Origin of the sequence: Heyndrickxia shackletonii (assembly GCF_001420715.1) — a bacterium.
GTDB classification, from domain to species: domain Bacteria; phylum Bacillota; class Bacilli; order Bacillales; family Bacillaceae_C; genus Margalitia; species Margalitia shackletonii.
On sequence record NZ_LJJC01000015.1, the window covers coordinates 366182 to 380936 of the forward strand.

Consider the following 14755-nt stretch of genomic DNA (forward strand, 5'->3'; position numbering starts at 1 on the left):
CACTTAGTAATGTGGACTAAGTGGTCGCATTTTCATATAAAATAGAACGGAAGCTTGAGCATTAAAGTAAGTAAAACCCGATTCCCATAATAATATATGCTGCCAATAAGGTAGCGCCCTCGAACCAATTCGTCTCCCCGTCATTTGCTAAAATGATGGATAACATAACCGCGGTTGCCATTGCAACTAATTCCGGCATTGTAAACACAAGCGGCATTGGATGATTGAAAAATAGCGATAAAATGACAAGTAATGGTGCTACAAACATGGATATTTGCAAAGTTGAGCCAAAAGCGATCTCCACCGCAACATCCATTTTATTTTTATAAGCCATTAAGATCGCAGATGCGTGTTCTGCTGCATTTCCAACGATTGCAACAATGATAATACCGATAAATAGTTCGCTCCACCCGAAGCTTCTTGCTACAGACTCAAAAGTATGAACAAGATTTTCCGAGATATAAGCTACTGCAATGGTTGCCAAAAAAAGAATTGTAATGGCTTTTCCTTTTTTCCATTCCGGTTCCTCCTGCTCATCATCCTCACTAACTGAAGGATCTTGATATATTCCTCGATGCGTTACTAGTTTAAAGAATAATGCGGCAAGGTAAAGCAAAATTAAGATAATCGCTACCCCAACACTAAGATGGATGGTGTTCGATAAATTTAGGTTCATGGAGAAAACTTCCGGAATAACGAAAGCGACGAGGACTGCAAAAATCAATAATCCGGAATTGTGCCGAGCATCATAAACATTAAACTTTTGACGTTTAAATTTAAGTCCGCCTACAAGAAAAGACATACCTGCTACTAAAAGCAGATTTCCTAATACAGAACCTGTTAAGGAAGCGAGAACTACTTCGTTTAACCCCGCTCGGATAGCAAAGATGGATATAATTAACTCCACCGCATTGCCAAACGTTGCGTTCAATAAACCGCCAATCCTCGGCCCCGCTACAATAGCTAAACTTTCAGTAGCTCTTCCCATAAAGCTTGCTAAAGCAATGATCGTTAAACAATATATAATAAACATGATGACACTTGGCCAATGAAAAATTGCTCCAATAACTGATATTGGTACCCCAATGAAAACCATTATTGCAAAGACTTTATTCATAATAGCCTCCTAAAAAATTTGCTGCTTTCTAAGGCTCTTTTCTTAACTTTTGTTGCTTTTTGCAATCATTTCTCTGCTTATTTTAAAATCGAAGCTTTTTTTTAGAAAAGATCCCGCGAAACTATACTGTTTTTATTATTTTGCACAAAGAGCGAAAAGCTATAATCTGTACGAACACCGCCTTCTATTATGTTAACCCCTTCTAAAAACGAAAACGCAGGAAAGATATTCTGCTCTTTTTATCGTTCTTTAATCATTTCTCAATTGGGCTTGGAAAAGCAGTTATGTTTTACGAAAGATGCCCCGAAAATCTCAAAGAGAGCTAAACAACTAGTTGTACGAAAACATTCTTTCTTTAATGATATGTAAAACACCACAAAAAATTATGCCAATAAATTGTAATAATAAGAATTTTGTTAAATTGCATTTCAATAGTTGCCACAATTAGGTATTATGATAGTTAGAAAAAAATAATCACCGAGGGAATACATATGGGGAAAAATAATTTTAGATTTTGGATATTAGTTAGTATTGTTTCGATTTCTGGATTTTCACAAGGAATGCTGCTTCCTTTAATCTCTGTCATATTTGAAAATAGCGGTTTGCCATCCTCCTTGAATGGGATTAATGCAACTGCCTTATATATTGGAACACTAGTTGCCTCTCCTTTCATGGAACAGCCGCTGAGAAGGTTCGGTTATAAACCCATTATTATTTTTGGTGGTTTAGCAGTCGTTGTCTCCTTAATCTCTTTTCCTTTATGGAAAACATTTTGGTTTTGGTTTTTCTTACGTCTGCTTATTGGGATTGGCGATCATGCATTGCATTTTGCCACTCAGACATGGATTACATCCTTTTCTTCCCCCAAAAAATTAGGAAGAAATATTTCATTATATGGGTTGTTCTTTGGAATTGGATTTGCGGTAGGTCCTTTGATGACACCTTTAGTAAAAGTCAATCAAGCATTGCCGTTTATCATTTCATCGTTACTATGCTTAATCGGCTGGTTATTTGTTTTTACCTTAAAAAATGAATTTCCGGATCAAGATATCGAAGTAAATTCATTTTTAAAAACTATCAAACGGTTTTCATCTGCCCTTAAATATGGTTGGGTTGCCTTTTTGCCGCCTTTAGGATATGGATTTTTAGAGTCATCCTTAAACGGCAGTTTTCCGGTCTATGCACTCCGAAATGGTATTGATGTAAAAAATGTATCCATCCTTTTGGCAGCCTTTGCAATTGGAGCTATTGTCTTCCAGCTTCCGCTTGGCATGATGAGTGATAAGTATGGAAGGCGGAACATCTTAATCTTCATTCTGCTTTTTGGAAGTATTTGCTTTACAACGGCAAGCTTTGTAGAAGGTTCGATAACAGCCCTTTTTCTCTGCCTGTTTATTGCCGGAATGTTGGTAGGTTCCACTTTTTCACTTGGAATTTCTTATATGGCAGACTTAATGCCAAAGAACTTACTGCCCACCGGAAATTTAATGTGTGGGATATTTTATAGTCTGGGAAGCCTAGGCGGACCATTTATCGGCGGTTTATTTATTCAATTTTTCCGGAATATCAGTTATTTCCATATTATTAGTACTATACTTTTTGTAGTCTTTCTTACTATTCTCACCTTTGGGCATAAATCACTTGTCACCGTTAGACAGAAATAAGAAAGCCAAAATGCCTTGCCCGTCGGTGTAAGGATAAGCGAGACGTGGAGTTCCTATTTCAGTTTATAGTAAGAGACGAGTCGATGCCCGCTTCTCTCCTCTTTTAATAAAAGGGTGGCCGATTCGCCACCCTTTTTACTGTCCTAATTTTTAGTGGTACCCGTTTTGCCCATTTGCTGAACCGGATGTTTTTCCCTTAGGCTTTTGTTTTTTGTTTTGCTTCGTTTTGCCCATTCGTATCCCTCTTTTCATCGGAAATGAACTTGCATCATTAGTTTCTTCCTTAACATAAAAAGCTTTCGTGGTATCTTTTGTTAAGTTATTCTTTTTTATTAAGCTTGGTTTCGGGGCATCTTTTCTTGTTAGATTTTTGAAAGAGACTTTTTAACAAGGCTTTTGTTTATCCGAAAGCATCGCATTCACTTCTCCGCCAATCATTAAAATAAAGCCTGTCAGATAAAACCAAAGGATTAATACAATTATTCCCCCTAAACTTCCATATGTTGTGGAGTAATGACCGAAATGCCCAACATAATAAGAGAAAGCAAAGGAAACAAACGCCCATCCTATTGTGGCGATAAAAGCACCTGGGATCACAGTTAAACATTTTATCTTTTTATTTGGTGTAATGAAGTATAGACACATAAATACAACAAATAAAATAACAATACTGATTAACCATCTTAATCCATTCCATATACTTATAAATTGTTCAGATATACCGAAATAAGAAAAAATATAGATCCCAAAGATTTCTCCAAATACAGGGATGATTAAGGCAATTAATAAAACAAGAATCATCGCAATCGTTAGCAGAATAGATAAACCTCTCGTGATATAAAAGGGCCTCGTTTCCTTTACATCATATGCTCGATTCATTGCACTAATAATGGCATTCATTCCTAGGGAAGCAGACCATAGTGCTGCAATGATTCCAAATGACAACCATCCCCCGTTTCGGTTACTTAATATTTCTTGAAGATTTGCTTCAATCATGGCGGTGGTTTGTTTAGGGGCGAAGTCACGGATTACATTTAGTAAATCTTCCGTTGTTATCGGAAGGAATGAAAGTAAAGAAACCATAAATAATAAAAGCGGGAACAGGGATAAAAGAAAAAAATATGCTAACTGTGCCGCCACACCATTAATATCGTTCCCATCAATTCTTTTCACAAGGCCTTTAACAAACCATAATCCATTTTTAATAATATTAAAACCTTTCCCCATTTTTTCACCTCAACTATGTAACCATGCTTGTTCATTATTTTCCCTTGTTCAAGATAGAAAAAACATGATTCCATTAAATAATCCTGATAAATTCCAATTGACACCTGTTTCTTTTCGTGAAAATATAGTATTAGCCTTTAAAAACAAGTGAGAAAGCGCCTTGCTTGAATTTCGGAATCTTCGACTAAGATAAAGGAAACACGGCGAGGCAGTTCAATTTTCAACGGGTATAATTTAAAATGTAATTTTGACCAAGTGAAAATTGTACTTCCATTTTCAACTGATGCCCTGACCGACAGGGAGGAGACGTAGCGCTTGTAGCTAAACGGAGGAAAATTTCCTAAACGACACGAAAGGATGCTTGCCATGAATCTTACTGATAAAACGACTGAAAACATTGAATACATGATTACACAAATAACGACAAAATTGAAAATGGTTAATGCAGAAGCAATCAAAGCTGCTAATTACACAGAAGAAATGTACGATGATTTACGCGATATTTATGAAATGGTTATGAAGAAAAACACATTCAGTCCGAATGAAATGCAAGCAATTGTAGAGGAATTAGGTAATATACGCAAGTAAGCAATATGAAAACGGCATCTTTAAATTCAGATGCCGTTTTTTATATTATTTATTTAATCTTCTTGATCTGTAAGAATCACAATTCCATTATTCGTTACCGCAATGGTGTGCTCATATTGTGCAGAAAGGGAACCGTCTCTTGTACGGGCTGTCCAGCCATTGTTATCCATTTTCGTATCGAAGCCGCCAATATTGACCATTGGTTCGATAGTAAATACCATTCCTTCTTTAATACGTGGTCCTTTTCCAGGTAGACCATAGTGAGGAACTTCTGGCTTTTCATGGATCGTTGGTCCAATTCCATGACCGATAAAGTTTCGGACAACAGAGAATCCTTGCGCTTCTACATACGTTTGAATAGCATGACCGATATCTCCAATCCTATTACCAACCTTCACCTGTTCAATACCCTTATATAAGGATTCCTTCGTCACATCTAAGAGTTTTTGGGTAAGCGGATTTACATTCCCAACTGCGTAGCTCCACGCTGAATCAGCTAAAGCACCATTCAAATTGACAACCATGTCAATCGTTACGATATCTCCCTCTTGGAGAGGCTGTTTCCTTGGAAAACCATGGCATATTTCGTCATTAATACTGGCGCATGTCGCATACTCATATCCTTTGTATCCTTTTTGTTCTGGAGTCGCTCCATTTTCGGCTAGAAAATGATCTACAAATTCATCAATTTCCCAAGTAGTTACTCCTGGTTTAATCATTTTTGCTATTTCTTTATGCGTCCTTGCTAATAATTCTCCTGCTTTTTTCATCATATCTATTTCCCGCTGTGATTTTAATGTTATCATGTTAATCTTCCTTTCACTTCTTTACCTATGGCTCTTTTCTTAACTTTATTGCTTTTTATACGTAATTCTAATTATGGTAAAAAATTATTCAGAAACCAACCCTGCCAAAGATTTTTTAACCAAAACGAGTAACGACAATTATTCCGAACCAGCCCTACCTATCTATATGTATGTCATTCCCAATTTAATGTGAACTTACCACAACCATCATATCGCTAAAATAACTCCGTGACAAAACAATTCACTTCAAATGACAAAAATCTATTTATTTCCCGAGAAATCAAGTTAAATTATTTGATAATTCCGCAAATAATAACATCTTGTCGATTAGTGGAATTACTTCACTTATGTGCTGCCGCTTGTGTTATTATCACTCTCCATTAAGCTTTAATCTTTCACATCCAAAGAAAAAAGCTTTCTGTACCTACTTGTACAAAAAGCCTTTATTGTTTAGTCATTTTTACCCGTGGCATAATTAGAACTTCAACACGCCGGTTCTTCGCTCTGCCTTCATCAGTACTGTTACTAGCAATCGGTTTAAATTCTCCATAGCCTTTTATGCTGAAATTTTTAGGGTCCAGTTGTTTATTTTCTAAAATAATTTTCATAAAATTCAAGGCTCTCATAACACTTAATTCCCAATTAGACTGAAAATTAGCATTATGTATAGGAACGTTATCCGTATGCCCGCTGATCATAATATTGCGCGGTGGGTTCATCACAAGTAGATTCGATAGCTCTTTCGCTGTATGAACATCCTTAGGTCGTATATCGGCTCGTCCTGATTCAAAGAGAACATTATCCCTAATCGTTAATAATAAACCCTCATCTGTTAAGGAAGTGGCGAATTTTCCCTCCATTTTCTTTTCCTTAATATATGCATTAACTTTTGCTTGTAGTTCCTTCAGTTCCTCTTTGTCCTGATCCTGCAATTTTTTTAATTGATCAATATTTTGTTTAGTTTTAGGAGCAGTAACCTGGTTTTTCATCCCGTCATTTGATTTGATACTATCCTGCGGAGCAGGCTTTGTGTAATCCAGCACGCCAACGCCGCTTACAAAAATGCCGTTAAACACTTTTGAAAGCTTTTGCATCTTTTGTGCATCTACCGAACTTATGGCAAAAAGAACAATAAATAATGCTAACAGCAAGGTTAAAATATCTGCGTAAGGGAGCAGCCATGCCTCATCGATATGAGAATCGTCGTGATTCTTCTTTTTTCTCCTACTCATTAGCGAACTCACTGCCTTCTGCCATAATCTTTTTACGTTCTTCTGCAGGTAAATAGGATGCAAGCTTTTGTTCGATGACTCGTGGTGCTTCACCCTCTAAAATGGACAGGATTCCTTCCAACATCATTTCTTTCACTTTCACTTCTTGTTTCGATTTTTGCTTTAACTTATTTGCAAATGGATTCCATAAGACATATCCAGTAAATATCCCTAACATAGTTGCCACAAAAGCAGCAGAAATTGCATGCCCTAATTCATCGGTATTATCCATATTTCCTAAGGCAGCAATTAATCCTAATACGGCCCCTAAAACCCCTAATGTAGGAGCATATGTGCCAGCTTGTGAAAATATCGCTGCTCCAGCCTGATGCCTTTCTTCCATAGCATCAATCTCTTCGCTTAATACATCACGAATATATTCAGCGCTCTGACCATCGACAGCAAGACTTAATCCATTTTTCAAAAATGGATCTTCTACTTCCAACAGCTTCCCTTCTAATGCCAGTAATCCCTCTTTACGTGCCAGCTGTGCTAAATCAGAAAATAACGTAATAATCGATTTAGCATCGAGCAATTTTTGTTCTTTAAAAATGATTTTAAATAGTTTAGGAACCTTCTTAATTTCACTTAACGGAAACGCAATGATTACAGATGCAATAGTACCTGCAATAATAATTAATAGTGCTGCAGGATTGATGATGACAGAAGGATTTACTCCTTTTAACACCATTCCTACTCCGACAGCAATAAAACCTAATATAACTCCAATAACCGATGTTTTGTCCATATTATTCACCCTATAATTTATTCACTTCTCCCTTTATATCGGCTGACTAAGTATTTTTTTAAGAGATTTTCTGTGAAAGTTCGACAAATCCTTCGTTATATCCAGGATTTCTTTAAAAACATAAAAAAACAGGACTTTTGGTGGAGTCCTGTCTCTCTGCATTATTAATATGGAAATTATAAAATTCAACCCTGTGAACTGTCTGTATCTACACAAACATCCAACGGCTAGCGGATGCACAGTTTTAAATTGTTTCAATTGGTCTCCCCAGTGACTACGAAATCTGAAGCGCACCGCGCATTTGTGCTTATTTCAAAAGTTTATTTTCAATTTTCCGTTCATAATTTTTAAATAAGGAGGAATTCGTTTTCACTCCTCGTTTTGATAACATCCCGTTATATTTAAGCAATTTTTCATTAAGCTCATTTTTTAATTCTTCTTGCTCTTTATCATTTCCACATTGTCGGATTAAATCTTGGATCGATGTCATTTCTTTTTTTAACGCAGTTTCTTCCTGTGTGAAGCCGGCATTTTTCATTATCCGATAAGCCATTCTTAAATCCTCAGGAAGATGTGCAAATTCATCCTCGGGCAGAGGCTTCCCCATTCCAGGGAGATTATCTAATTCACCGTTCTTATAGGCTTCTTTAATTCGATGCTCGGTTATTCTAAAAAAATCCATACGTTTTTTCTCCTTTCCGACATGGTATATCTTTATTATATCGGAAAGGAATACATTGAATCATCTTAAACAAGATAAAAATTGACAATATTCCAACATTTAGATTTCGTTACTCGGATAAATCAACCTTTGGAGGAGAACCTAATGTTGAAAGATGAGTGAAGGAGGAGAAATATGGCTCGCGGTAATGCTTTTCATCATAAGAAAAAAAGTTATCCCGGTAATTTCCCGCAAAATTCTATCGCTGAAAAGCATCAGAAGGAAAGAATTGAAGATGAGGAATTTATCGTGACCCAAGAAGCGTTTAAAAATCGTGTGGAAGAAGAGTAAACCATGATACTTTTCCCCATTTTGAATGGGTGTTTTTTGTTTTAGACATGCTTAGGTTATTTTTAATGTTATTACATATGTGACTAGCAATCCGCCAATAAAAGAAGGCTTAGAATGAGAAAAGCTTGAACATCCCATCAATAAGGGTGTTCAAGCTTTTTTACATTACTTCGTTGCAGCAGTTTCTGCAGTTAAATTCATAGCAGGTCCGAAGAATTCATAGCGGATATTTTCATCTTTTAATCCGATTTCTTGAAGAATTGTTACAATATTTTTTAAGAACGGAACAGGACCGCAAATATAGCAAACCGTGTTTTCATCTACAATATTTTGTAAGAATGATTTTGTGATATATCCTTCAAAATGATGATTTCCTTCTTTATTTAAAGGTTTGTCATAGCCAAAGAATACACGGCCGTTTTCCAATTTACTGATATTTTCTAATACGGCATCTTTAAATGCATGGAATTCCTCACTACGCGCTGAATGAATATAAGAAACTTCACGTTTGGATCCACTATTTGCAAGTGCTTCTAGCATACTCATCATCGGTGTCAAACCAACACCGCCACTAATAAGTGCTATTGGTGCATCTTCTCTTTCATTTAAAGTAAATTCTCCAGCTGGAGCACTGATTTCAAGTGTATCCCCTTCATTAATAAAGTCATGAAGATAATTAGAGACTTTACCATTTGGATCATGATCTGCTTCTCTCTTAACAGATATACGGAAATAGTCATGTCCAGGGGCACAGGATAAGCTGTATTGACGGTTTAATATATATGTTTCAGTAGGTATCTTCACCTTTACCGTAATATACTGTCCAGGAATGAATGTCGGTACTCCCTTTCCATCCTTTGCTTTTAAATAGAAAGATGTAATGACATTGCTTTCTTTTACTTTCTTCACAACTTCAAATTCTTTAAAATCCAACCAGCCGTTTTCTTGTTTTTCTGCGCTTTCATACATATTATGTTCGATATCAATAAATACTTGTGCAATCGCACCATAGCTTTCCGCCCATGCATTGATAATTTCATCTGTTGCAGCATCACCCATTACCTCTTTAATTGCCTTAAGTAAAAACTCTCCTACAATTGGATAATGCTCTGGTTTAATTCCCAATCCACGATGTTTGTGAGCAATTTGGTTTACAACCGGTACGATTGTTTCTAGTTTATCGATATACTTTGCGGCCGCTAGTACTGTATTTGCCAATGCAGTTTGTTGACGGCCTTGCGCCTGATTAACATGATTAAAAATATTTAATAGTTCAGGATGTGCGGCAAACATCATTTTATAGAAAGTGGAAGTTACTGTAGTTCCGTTTGCTTCTAAAGCTGGAACCGTAGACTTTACTAAATCGATTGTTTTTTGTGATAACATGGTTATCTCTCCTTATTAAAAAGATATATTTAAAATACATTTTTAATCTACGTTTTTAAATTACATCGTTCCAAGCCTAAAAGCAATATTTCAAATACATCTTTTAATAAGTTGTCACAATTTTGGACAGTTATTGAACAAAAAGTTATAATATTACCATTAAATAAGGCTCTTTTCTTTATTGTCACTTTTGTAAAATAAAATCTTATGAACCTCTTCATTCGGCTTAAAATTTGATATCCTTTTAAGAACGAAGAGTATTTTAGGATTTAAAACCATCATGATAGCAACAATTTATATGAAAACAGCCTTCAATGAACAGGTGATGTATATGAGATTAACCAATTACACAGACTATTCGTTACGTGTTTTAATATATTTAGCTTCCCAAGAGCCTTCCAAGCTTTCTAATATTAAAGAGATTGCAGAAGTATATGGGATTTCCAAAAATCATTTGATGAAAGTGACCCATGATCTCGGGAAAATGGGAGTAATTGAAACGATTAGAGGAAGAAATGGCGGGATTAAATTAGCACATCCGCCAAACGAAATTAATATTGGCTCTATTGTCCGCAAAACGGAAGATGATTTTAAAGTGGTAGAGTGTTTCGATGGAGGGGCGTGTATATTAACCCCAATATGCGGTCTTAAGCATATGCTTCATAAGGCTCTTTCTGCTTATTTTGAGGTTTTGGACGGATATACATTAGCAGATATTGTTCATAACCCTTTAGTTTATCGGCAACTTTTTGAAAAAGGCACAAAATAGTGCCTTTTTTCTCATTTAAAATCTATCTTGTAAATAATCAATCAGCACATTCGCTTGATTATGTTCTTCATCCTTAGCAGAATACAAAAGTGTGACAACATGGTCCTTACCTAATTTAATAAGCTCCTGCAATTCAACTGGATTATTTTCATCAAGTTCATGCCTATATTTCAAAATAAATTCCTGAAACTTATCCGGTTCATGATGAAACCATTTTCTAAGCTCCGTACTTGGTGCAACATTTTTGAACCAATGATCAAGCTTTGCTTTTTCCTTTGAAATCCCTCGTGGCCACAATCTATCAACCAAAATTCGTATTCCATCATCACTACTATACTCATCGTAAATTCGCTTTATTTTAAACATGTTCATGCTCCTATTTGTTAGCTTTTTTTCATAACCATATTTTATCATCCAGTTTGAAAAAACAGAAAAAACTCTTCCTCGCACTTACTTGTTATCATAACGCGGGATTGCTAAAATAGAATAGAACATTCTGAAAAGAGGAAAAAGGAGAATACATATATGAATAAATTTCAAGAATATCTTGAGAAATATGCAGAATTAGCGGTTAAGGTTGGTGTGAATGTCCAAAAGGGACAAACTCTAGTCGTTAATACTTCCATTGAAGCGGCAGAATTTGTGCGCCTAGTTGTAAAAAAAGCTTATGAAGTTGGCGCAAAAAATGTAGTCGTTAATTGGAGTGACGATACTGTTTCCCGTATTAAATATGATTTAGCACCGGATGAAGCTTTCACTGAATATCCAAAATGGCGGGCGAAGGAAACAATAGAATTAGCGGAAAATGGGGCTGCATTTATGGGTATTGTTTCTGCTAGTCCTGATTTGTTAAAAGGGGTCGAACCGGCACGTATTGCGAATTTCCAGAAAGCAGCCGGACAAGCGCTTGAAAAATACCGTCAATATACACAATCTGATAAGGTGAGCTGGACGGTTATTGCTGCACCATCAAAAGCATGGGCTGCGAAGGTATTTCCACAAGCTCCAACTGTAGAAGAAAGTGTACAATTGCTTTGGGATGCTATTTTCAAAGCTACCCGCGTAGATACAGAGGATCCTGTACAAGCATGGAAGGAACATGATAAAACTCTTCATAAAAAAGTGGATTACTTAAACGAAAAAAGATATAAAAAGCTTCACTATACTGCACCTGGTACTGACTTAACAATTGGTCTTCCAGATGGACACTTATGGGTTGGTGCCGGAAGCATCAATGAACAAGGCAACGAATTTATGGCAAATATGCCCACAGAAGAAGTATTTACAGTTCCTCAAAAAGATGCGGTAGATGGATATGTTTCAAGTACAAAGCCTTTAAGCTACGGTGGCAATATTATCGACGAATTTACGATTACCTTTGAAAAAGGCCGCATTGTCGATGTAAAAGCAAAAGAAGGCGAAGAAATCTTAAAGCAATTAGTGGAAACAGATGAAGGCTCTCATTATTTAGGTGAAATGGCCCTAGTTCCTCATAATTCGCCAATTTCACAATCCAATATTCTTTTCTTCAATACATTATTTGACGAAAATGCTTCTAATCACTTTGCAATTGGAAGTGCATATGCGTTCTGTATTGAAGGCGGTAAGAAAATGTCCAAAGAAGAGCTTGAAAAACATGGCTTGAATCAAAGTATTACTCACGTCGATTTCATGGTAGGCTCCGCCCAAATGAATATCGATGGCATTAAAGAGGATGGAACAGCAGAACCTATTTTCCGCAATGGGGATTGGGCATTTTAATCAAGGTATGTCTTATACTTCTACTGAATTTCAGTAGAAGTTTTTCGTTTATCTTTTCCACTATTCCGACAATAGTAAATTTTGATACCTTTCTATTGTTTTCCAATATTGTTTCGTTTATGATATTGTCTTAACAGATTATTTTAGAGGTAACAGCTATGAGAATACGTGATTGGGATCAAAACTTGAAAATTCGTCTTATCGGAGAATCCATGATGAATCTAACCTTCTGGATGTTCTTTCCGTTTTTGACGATTTATTTTACGGAAAACTTTGGAAAAAACACTGCAGGATGGCTCTTAATTATTTCACAAATATTTTCGGTGATAGCGAATTTACTTGGCGGCTATTATGCAGACCGTTTTGGAAGAAAGAAAATGATGGTTCTTTCTTCCATTGGACAAGGGGTTGCCTTTTTAATCTTTGGATTTTCTAACTCCCCTTGGTTTGAATCCGCTAGTATCGGCTTTATTTGTTTTACTGTTGCAAGTGTTTTTGGGTCTTTTTATTATCCGGCAAGTCAGGCAATGGTTGCGGATGTTGTGAAGGAAAAAGACCGCAGTGATGTTTTTGCGATTTTTTATACATCTACCAATATTTCAGTCGTAATTGGTCCGATATTGGGTGGTATCTTTTTTAATAATTACCGATTCGAGCTGCTTGTTATTGCAGGAGCAGTTTGTATTTTTTTAGGATTGCTTTTATTAAAATATACTCGCGAAACTTCACCGGTCAAGATAAGTGAACAAAGCAATAAAGAGAAAAATTGGTATCAAGTCCTTCTTTCTCAGCTGCATTCTTACAGCATCATTGTAAAGGATCGTATTTTTTTACTGTTTATTATTGCTGGTATTCTAATCTCGCAGACCTTTATGCAATTGGATCTTCTTTTACCTGTTTTTACAAAAGAAACGGTTAAGCTGGCAACCCTGTTCCACTTTGGGTCTATGCATATATCTATAACTGGAGAGCAAACATTTGGACTGATCCTGTCTGAAAATGGATTGCTTGTGGCACTTTTGACTGTATTTGTAACAAGGTGGATGAATGTGTATAAGGAAAAAAATGTATTTATCTTATCGTGCTTTGCCTATGCTATATCCATTTATTTCTTCGGACAATTTCCGTTTGTCTGGGGATTCATCATTGCCATGGCCATTTTCTCGTTTGCCGAACTAATGGTTGCCGGTATCCAGCAAACGTTTATCTCGAAATTAGCGCCTGAAGAAATGCGCGGTCAATATTTTGCAGCAGCAAGCTTGCGTTATACCATCGGGCGAACGATTGCTCCAATCTCGATTCCGCTTGCTTCTTGGATAGGATATTATAGTACGTTTATTGTATTAGCATTATTAGCTATTGTTGCAGCTGGAATTTATTTAGTTGTATTTCGGAAATTTGAGATGCAAAGAGGAAAGCAAATTTAAAATGCTTTCCTTTTTTATATTATAAAAATTATTGAACAGGTGTATTCTCGGTCTAGCTTCAGCATCGGCTAGCGTATTTCTTATATGAACTTTTTGACAGTCATGTTTTCTTTTGTTTTGTTAAATAATACAGTCAGATGAAGAATTTAAAGGAAAGAAGTGATTGTTATTCTTACTTCACAACAGTTATCTCACTTCCAATCTGAACTACAAAAGGCAAAAGAAGAACTTGAACATCAGTTTCAACTAAATGATAATTATGGCTTAGAGGATGGTCACCCTCATGATGCAGTAGGCGAATTATCCAGCTATGATAATCATCCAGGTGATGAAGGAACAGAATTATATGAGCGTGAAAAAGATATTGCCCTAAATGAACATAGTGAGTACGAATTAAAAAATATAGAGCGTGCCCTTGATGCCATTCAAAATGGCACCTATGGCAAATGTATAGTTTGTGGAAAAGAAATCCCATTAGAACGATTGGAAGCCATCCCACAGACACTCTATTGTATTGACCATACACCAGATAAGACAGTTTCGACTAATCGTCCAATAGAAGAAGGCGTCCTTATGCCTCCATGGGGAAAATTTAATTTTGATGACAGCCTTGATGAGTCAGAAGCTTATGATGCAGAAGATTCGTGGCAGGATGTTGCGAAATGGGGAACCTCGGAATCACCGTCCGATTTTGTGAACCCACCGGATCACTATAATGAAATGTATATTGATTCGGATGAAAATGTTGGATACGTGGAAGACTACGAAAACTTTGTCGGAACCGATATAGAAGGAAATTATCGATATATTTATCGGAATGAACAGTATGAGAAATACAATGATGTGCTGGAAGAGGAAAATATCATGACGACATTTGGAGATTTGCCAAGGTATGAGCATGATCCGTATGTCGAGGATGAAAATGACGATAGTGATCCGCGACATTAAAGATTCAATAAGAAAAGCGCAAGCGCCTTGC

At 36.3% G+C, this 14755-nt stretch carries 15 protein-coding genes; 7 read left to right on the forward strand and 8 right to left on the reverse strand.

The genetic code is table 11. The features are described from left to right. Positions 1 to 61: 61 nt before the first annotated feature. Positions 62 to 1117, reverse strand: a complete 1056-nt coding sequence (gene cax, locus AN964_RS23570; protein WP_055742228.1) for a calcium/proton exchanger — start codon at positions 1115 to 1117, stop codon at positions 62 to 64. A 491-nt stretch (positions 1118 to 1608) separates the two neighbouring features. Between cax and AN964_RS23575 the strand changes: the two genes are divergently transcribed. After that, entirely contained in the window at positions 1609 to 2781 is a 1173-nt protein-coding gene (locus AN964_RS23575; RefSeq protein WP_055742229.1) for an MFS transporter, read from the forward strand. A gap of 384 nt (positions 2782 to 3165) precedes the next feature. On the opposite strand, the gene AN964_RS23580 is transcribed toward AN964_RS23575, so the two are convergent. Beyond that, the gene (locus tag AN964_RS23580; protein WP_055742230.1) at positions 3166 to 4008 is read right to left on the reverse strand and encodes a YihY/virulence factor BrkB family protein; all 843 of its coding nucleotides are present in this window, start codon (positions 4006 to 4008) and stop codon (positions 3166 to 3168) included. A 366-nt stretch (positions 4009 to 4374) separates the two neighbouring features. Here AN964_RS23580 and AN964_RS23585 point away from each other — a divergent pair, with 366 nt between their 5' ends. Then, the gene (locus tag AN964_RS23585) at positions 4375 to 4596 is read left to right on the forward strand and encodes a DUF1128 domain-containing protein (RefSeq protein ID WP_055742506.1); all 222 of its coding nucleotides are present in this window, start codon (positions 4375 to 4377) and stop codon (positions 4594 to 4596) included. Between the two features lie 53 nt (positions 4597 to 4649). Here the strand turns inward: AN964_RS23585 and map are convergent, their stop codons facing one another. The 4 genes from map to AN964_RS23605 all read right to left on the reverse strand — a co-directional run bounded on the left by map (position 4650) and on the right by AN964_RS23605 (position 8103). Further along, the gene (gene map / locus AN964_RS23590; protein WP_055742231.1) at positions 4650 to 5402 is read right to left on the reverse strand and encodes a type I methionyl aminopeptidase; all 753 of its coding nucleotides are present in this window, start codon (positions 5400 to 5402) and stop codon (positions 4650 to 4652) included. A gap of 443 nt (positions 5403 to 5845) precedes the next feature. Continuing rightward, positions 5846 to 6634, reverse strand: a complete 789-nt coding sequence (gene motB / locus AN964_RS23595; RefSeq protein WP_055742232.1) for a flagellar motor protein MotB — start codon at positions 6632 to 6634, stop codon at positions 5846 to 5848. Continuing rightward, positions 6627 to 7421, reverse strand: a complete 795-nt coding sequence (motA, locus tag AN964_RS23600; RefSeq protein ID WP_055742233.1) for a flagellar motor stator protein MotA — start codon at positions 7419 to 7421, stop codon at positions 6627 to 6629. Before motA ends, motB begins: the two co-directional genes overlap by 8 nt. A 307-nt stretch (positions 7422 to 7728) precedes the next feature. Next, positions 7729 to 8103: a DnaJ family domain-containing protein gene (locus AN964_RS23605; protein WP_055742234.1), complete on the reverse strand. Its 375-nt coding sequence runs from the start codon at positions 8101 to 8103 to the stop codon at positions 7729 to 7731. 174 nt (positions 8104 to 8277) lie between these two features. On the opposite strand from AN964_RS23605, the gene AN964_RS26860 reads away from it, so the two are divergent. Then, positions 8278 to 8433 (forward strand): hypothetical protein, encoded by a 156-nt coding sequence (locus tag AN964_RS26860; RefSeq protein WP_163258570.1) that lies wholly within the window; start codon positions 8278 to 8280, stop codon positions 8431 to 8433. Positions 8434 to 8598: 165 nt separating this feature from the next. On the opposite strand, the gene hmpA is transcribed toward AN964_RS26860, so the two are convergent. Then, positions 8599 to 9819 carry an NO-inducible flavohemoprotein gene (hmpA, locus tag AN964_RS23610; protein WP_055742235.1) on the reverse strand — a complete coding sequence of 407 codons (1221 nt, stop codon included), beginning with the start codon at positions 9817 to 9819 and terminating at the stop codon, positions 8599 to 8601. Between the two features lie 331 nt (positions 9820 to 10150). Here hmpA and AN964_RS23615 point away from each other — a divergent pair, with 331 nt between their 5' ends. Then, positions 10151 to 10588 carry an RrF2 family transcriptional regulator gene (locus AN964_RS23615; RefSeq protein ID WP_055742507.1) on the forward strand — a complete coding sequence of 146 codons (438 nt, stop codon included), beginning with the start codon at positions 10151 to 10153 and terminating at the stop codon, positions 10586 to 10588. Between the two features lie 15 nt (positions 10589 to 10603). Here the strand turns inward: AN964_RS23615 and AN964_RS23620 are convergent, their stop codons facing one another. Then, the gene (locus tag AN964_RS23620; RefSeq protein WP_055742236.1) at positions 10604 to 10954 is read right to left on the reverse strand and encodes a DUF488 domain-containing protein; all 351 of its coding nucleotides are present in this window, start codon (positions 10952 to 10954) and stop codon (positions 10604 to 10606) included. 159 nt (positions 10955 to 11113) lie between these two features. On the opposite strand from AN964_RS23620, the gene AN964_RS23625 reads away from it, so the two are divergent. The 3 genes from AN964_RS23625 (at position 11114) to AN964_RS23635 (ending at position 14724) form a co-directional block, all read left to right on the forward strand. Further along, positions 11114 to 12349 (forward strand): aminopeptidase, encoded by a 1236-nt coding sequence (locus AN964_RS23625; RefSeq protein WP_055742237.1) that lies wholly within the window; start codon positions 11114 to 11116, stop codon positions 12347 to 12349. A 158-nt stretch (positions 12350 to 12507) separates the two neighbouring features. Then, entirely contained in the window at positions 12508 to 13776 is a 1269-nt protein-coding gene (locus AN964_RS23630) for an MDR family MFS transporter (protein WP_055742238.1), read from the forward strand. Positions 13777 to 13944: 168 nt separating this feature from the next. Beyond that, positions 13945 to 14724, forward strand: a complete 780-nt coding sequence (locus AN964_RS23635; protein ID WP_055742508.1) for a TraR/DksA C4-type zinc finger protein — start codon at positions 13945 to 13947, stop codon at positions 14722 to 14724. The last annotated feature ends 31 nt before the right edge of the window (positions 14725 to 14755 follow it).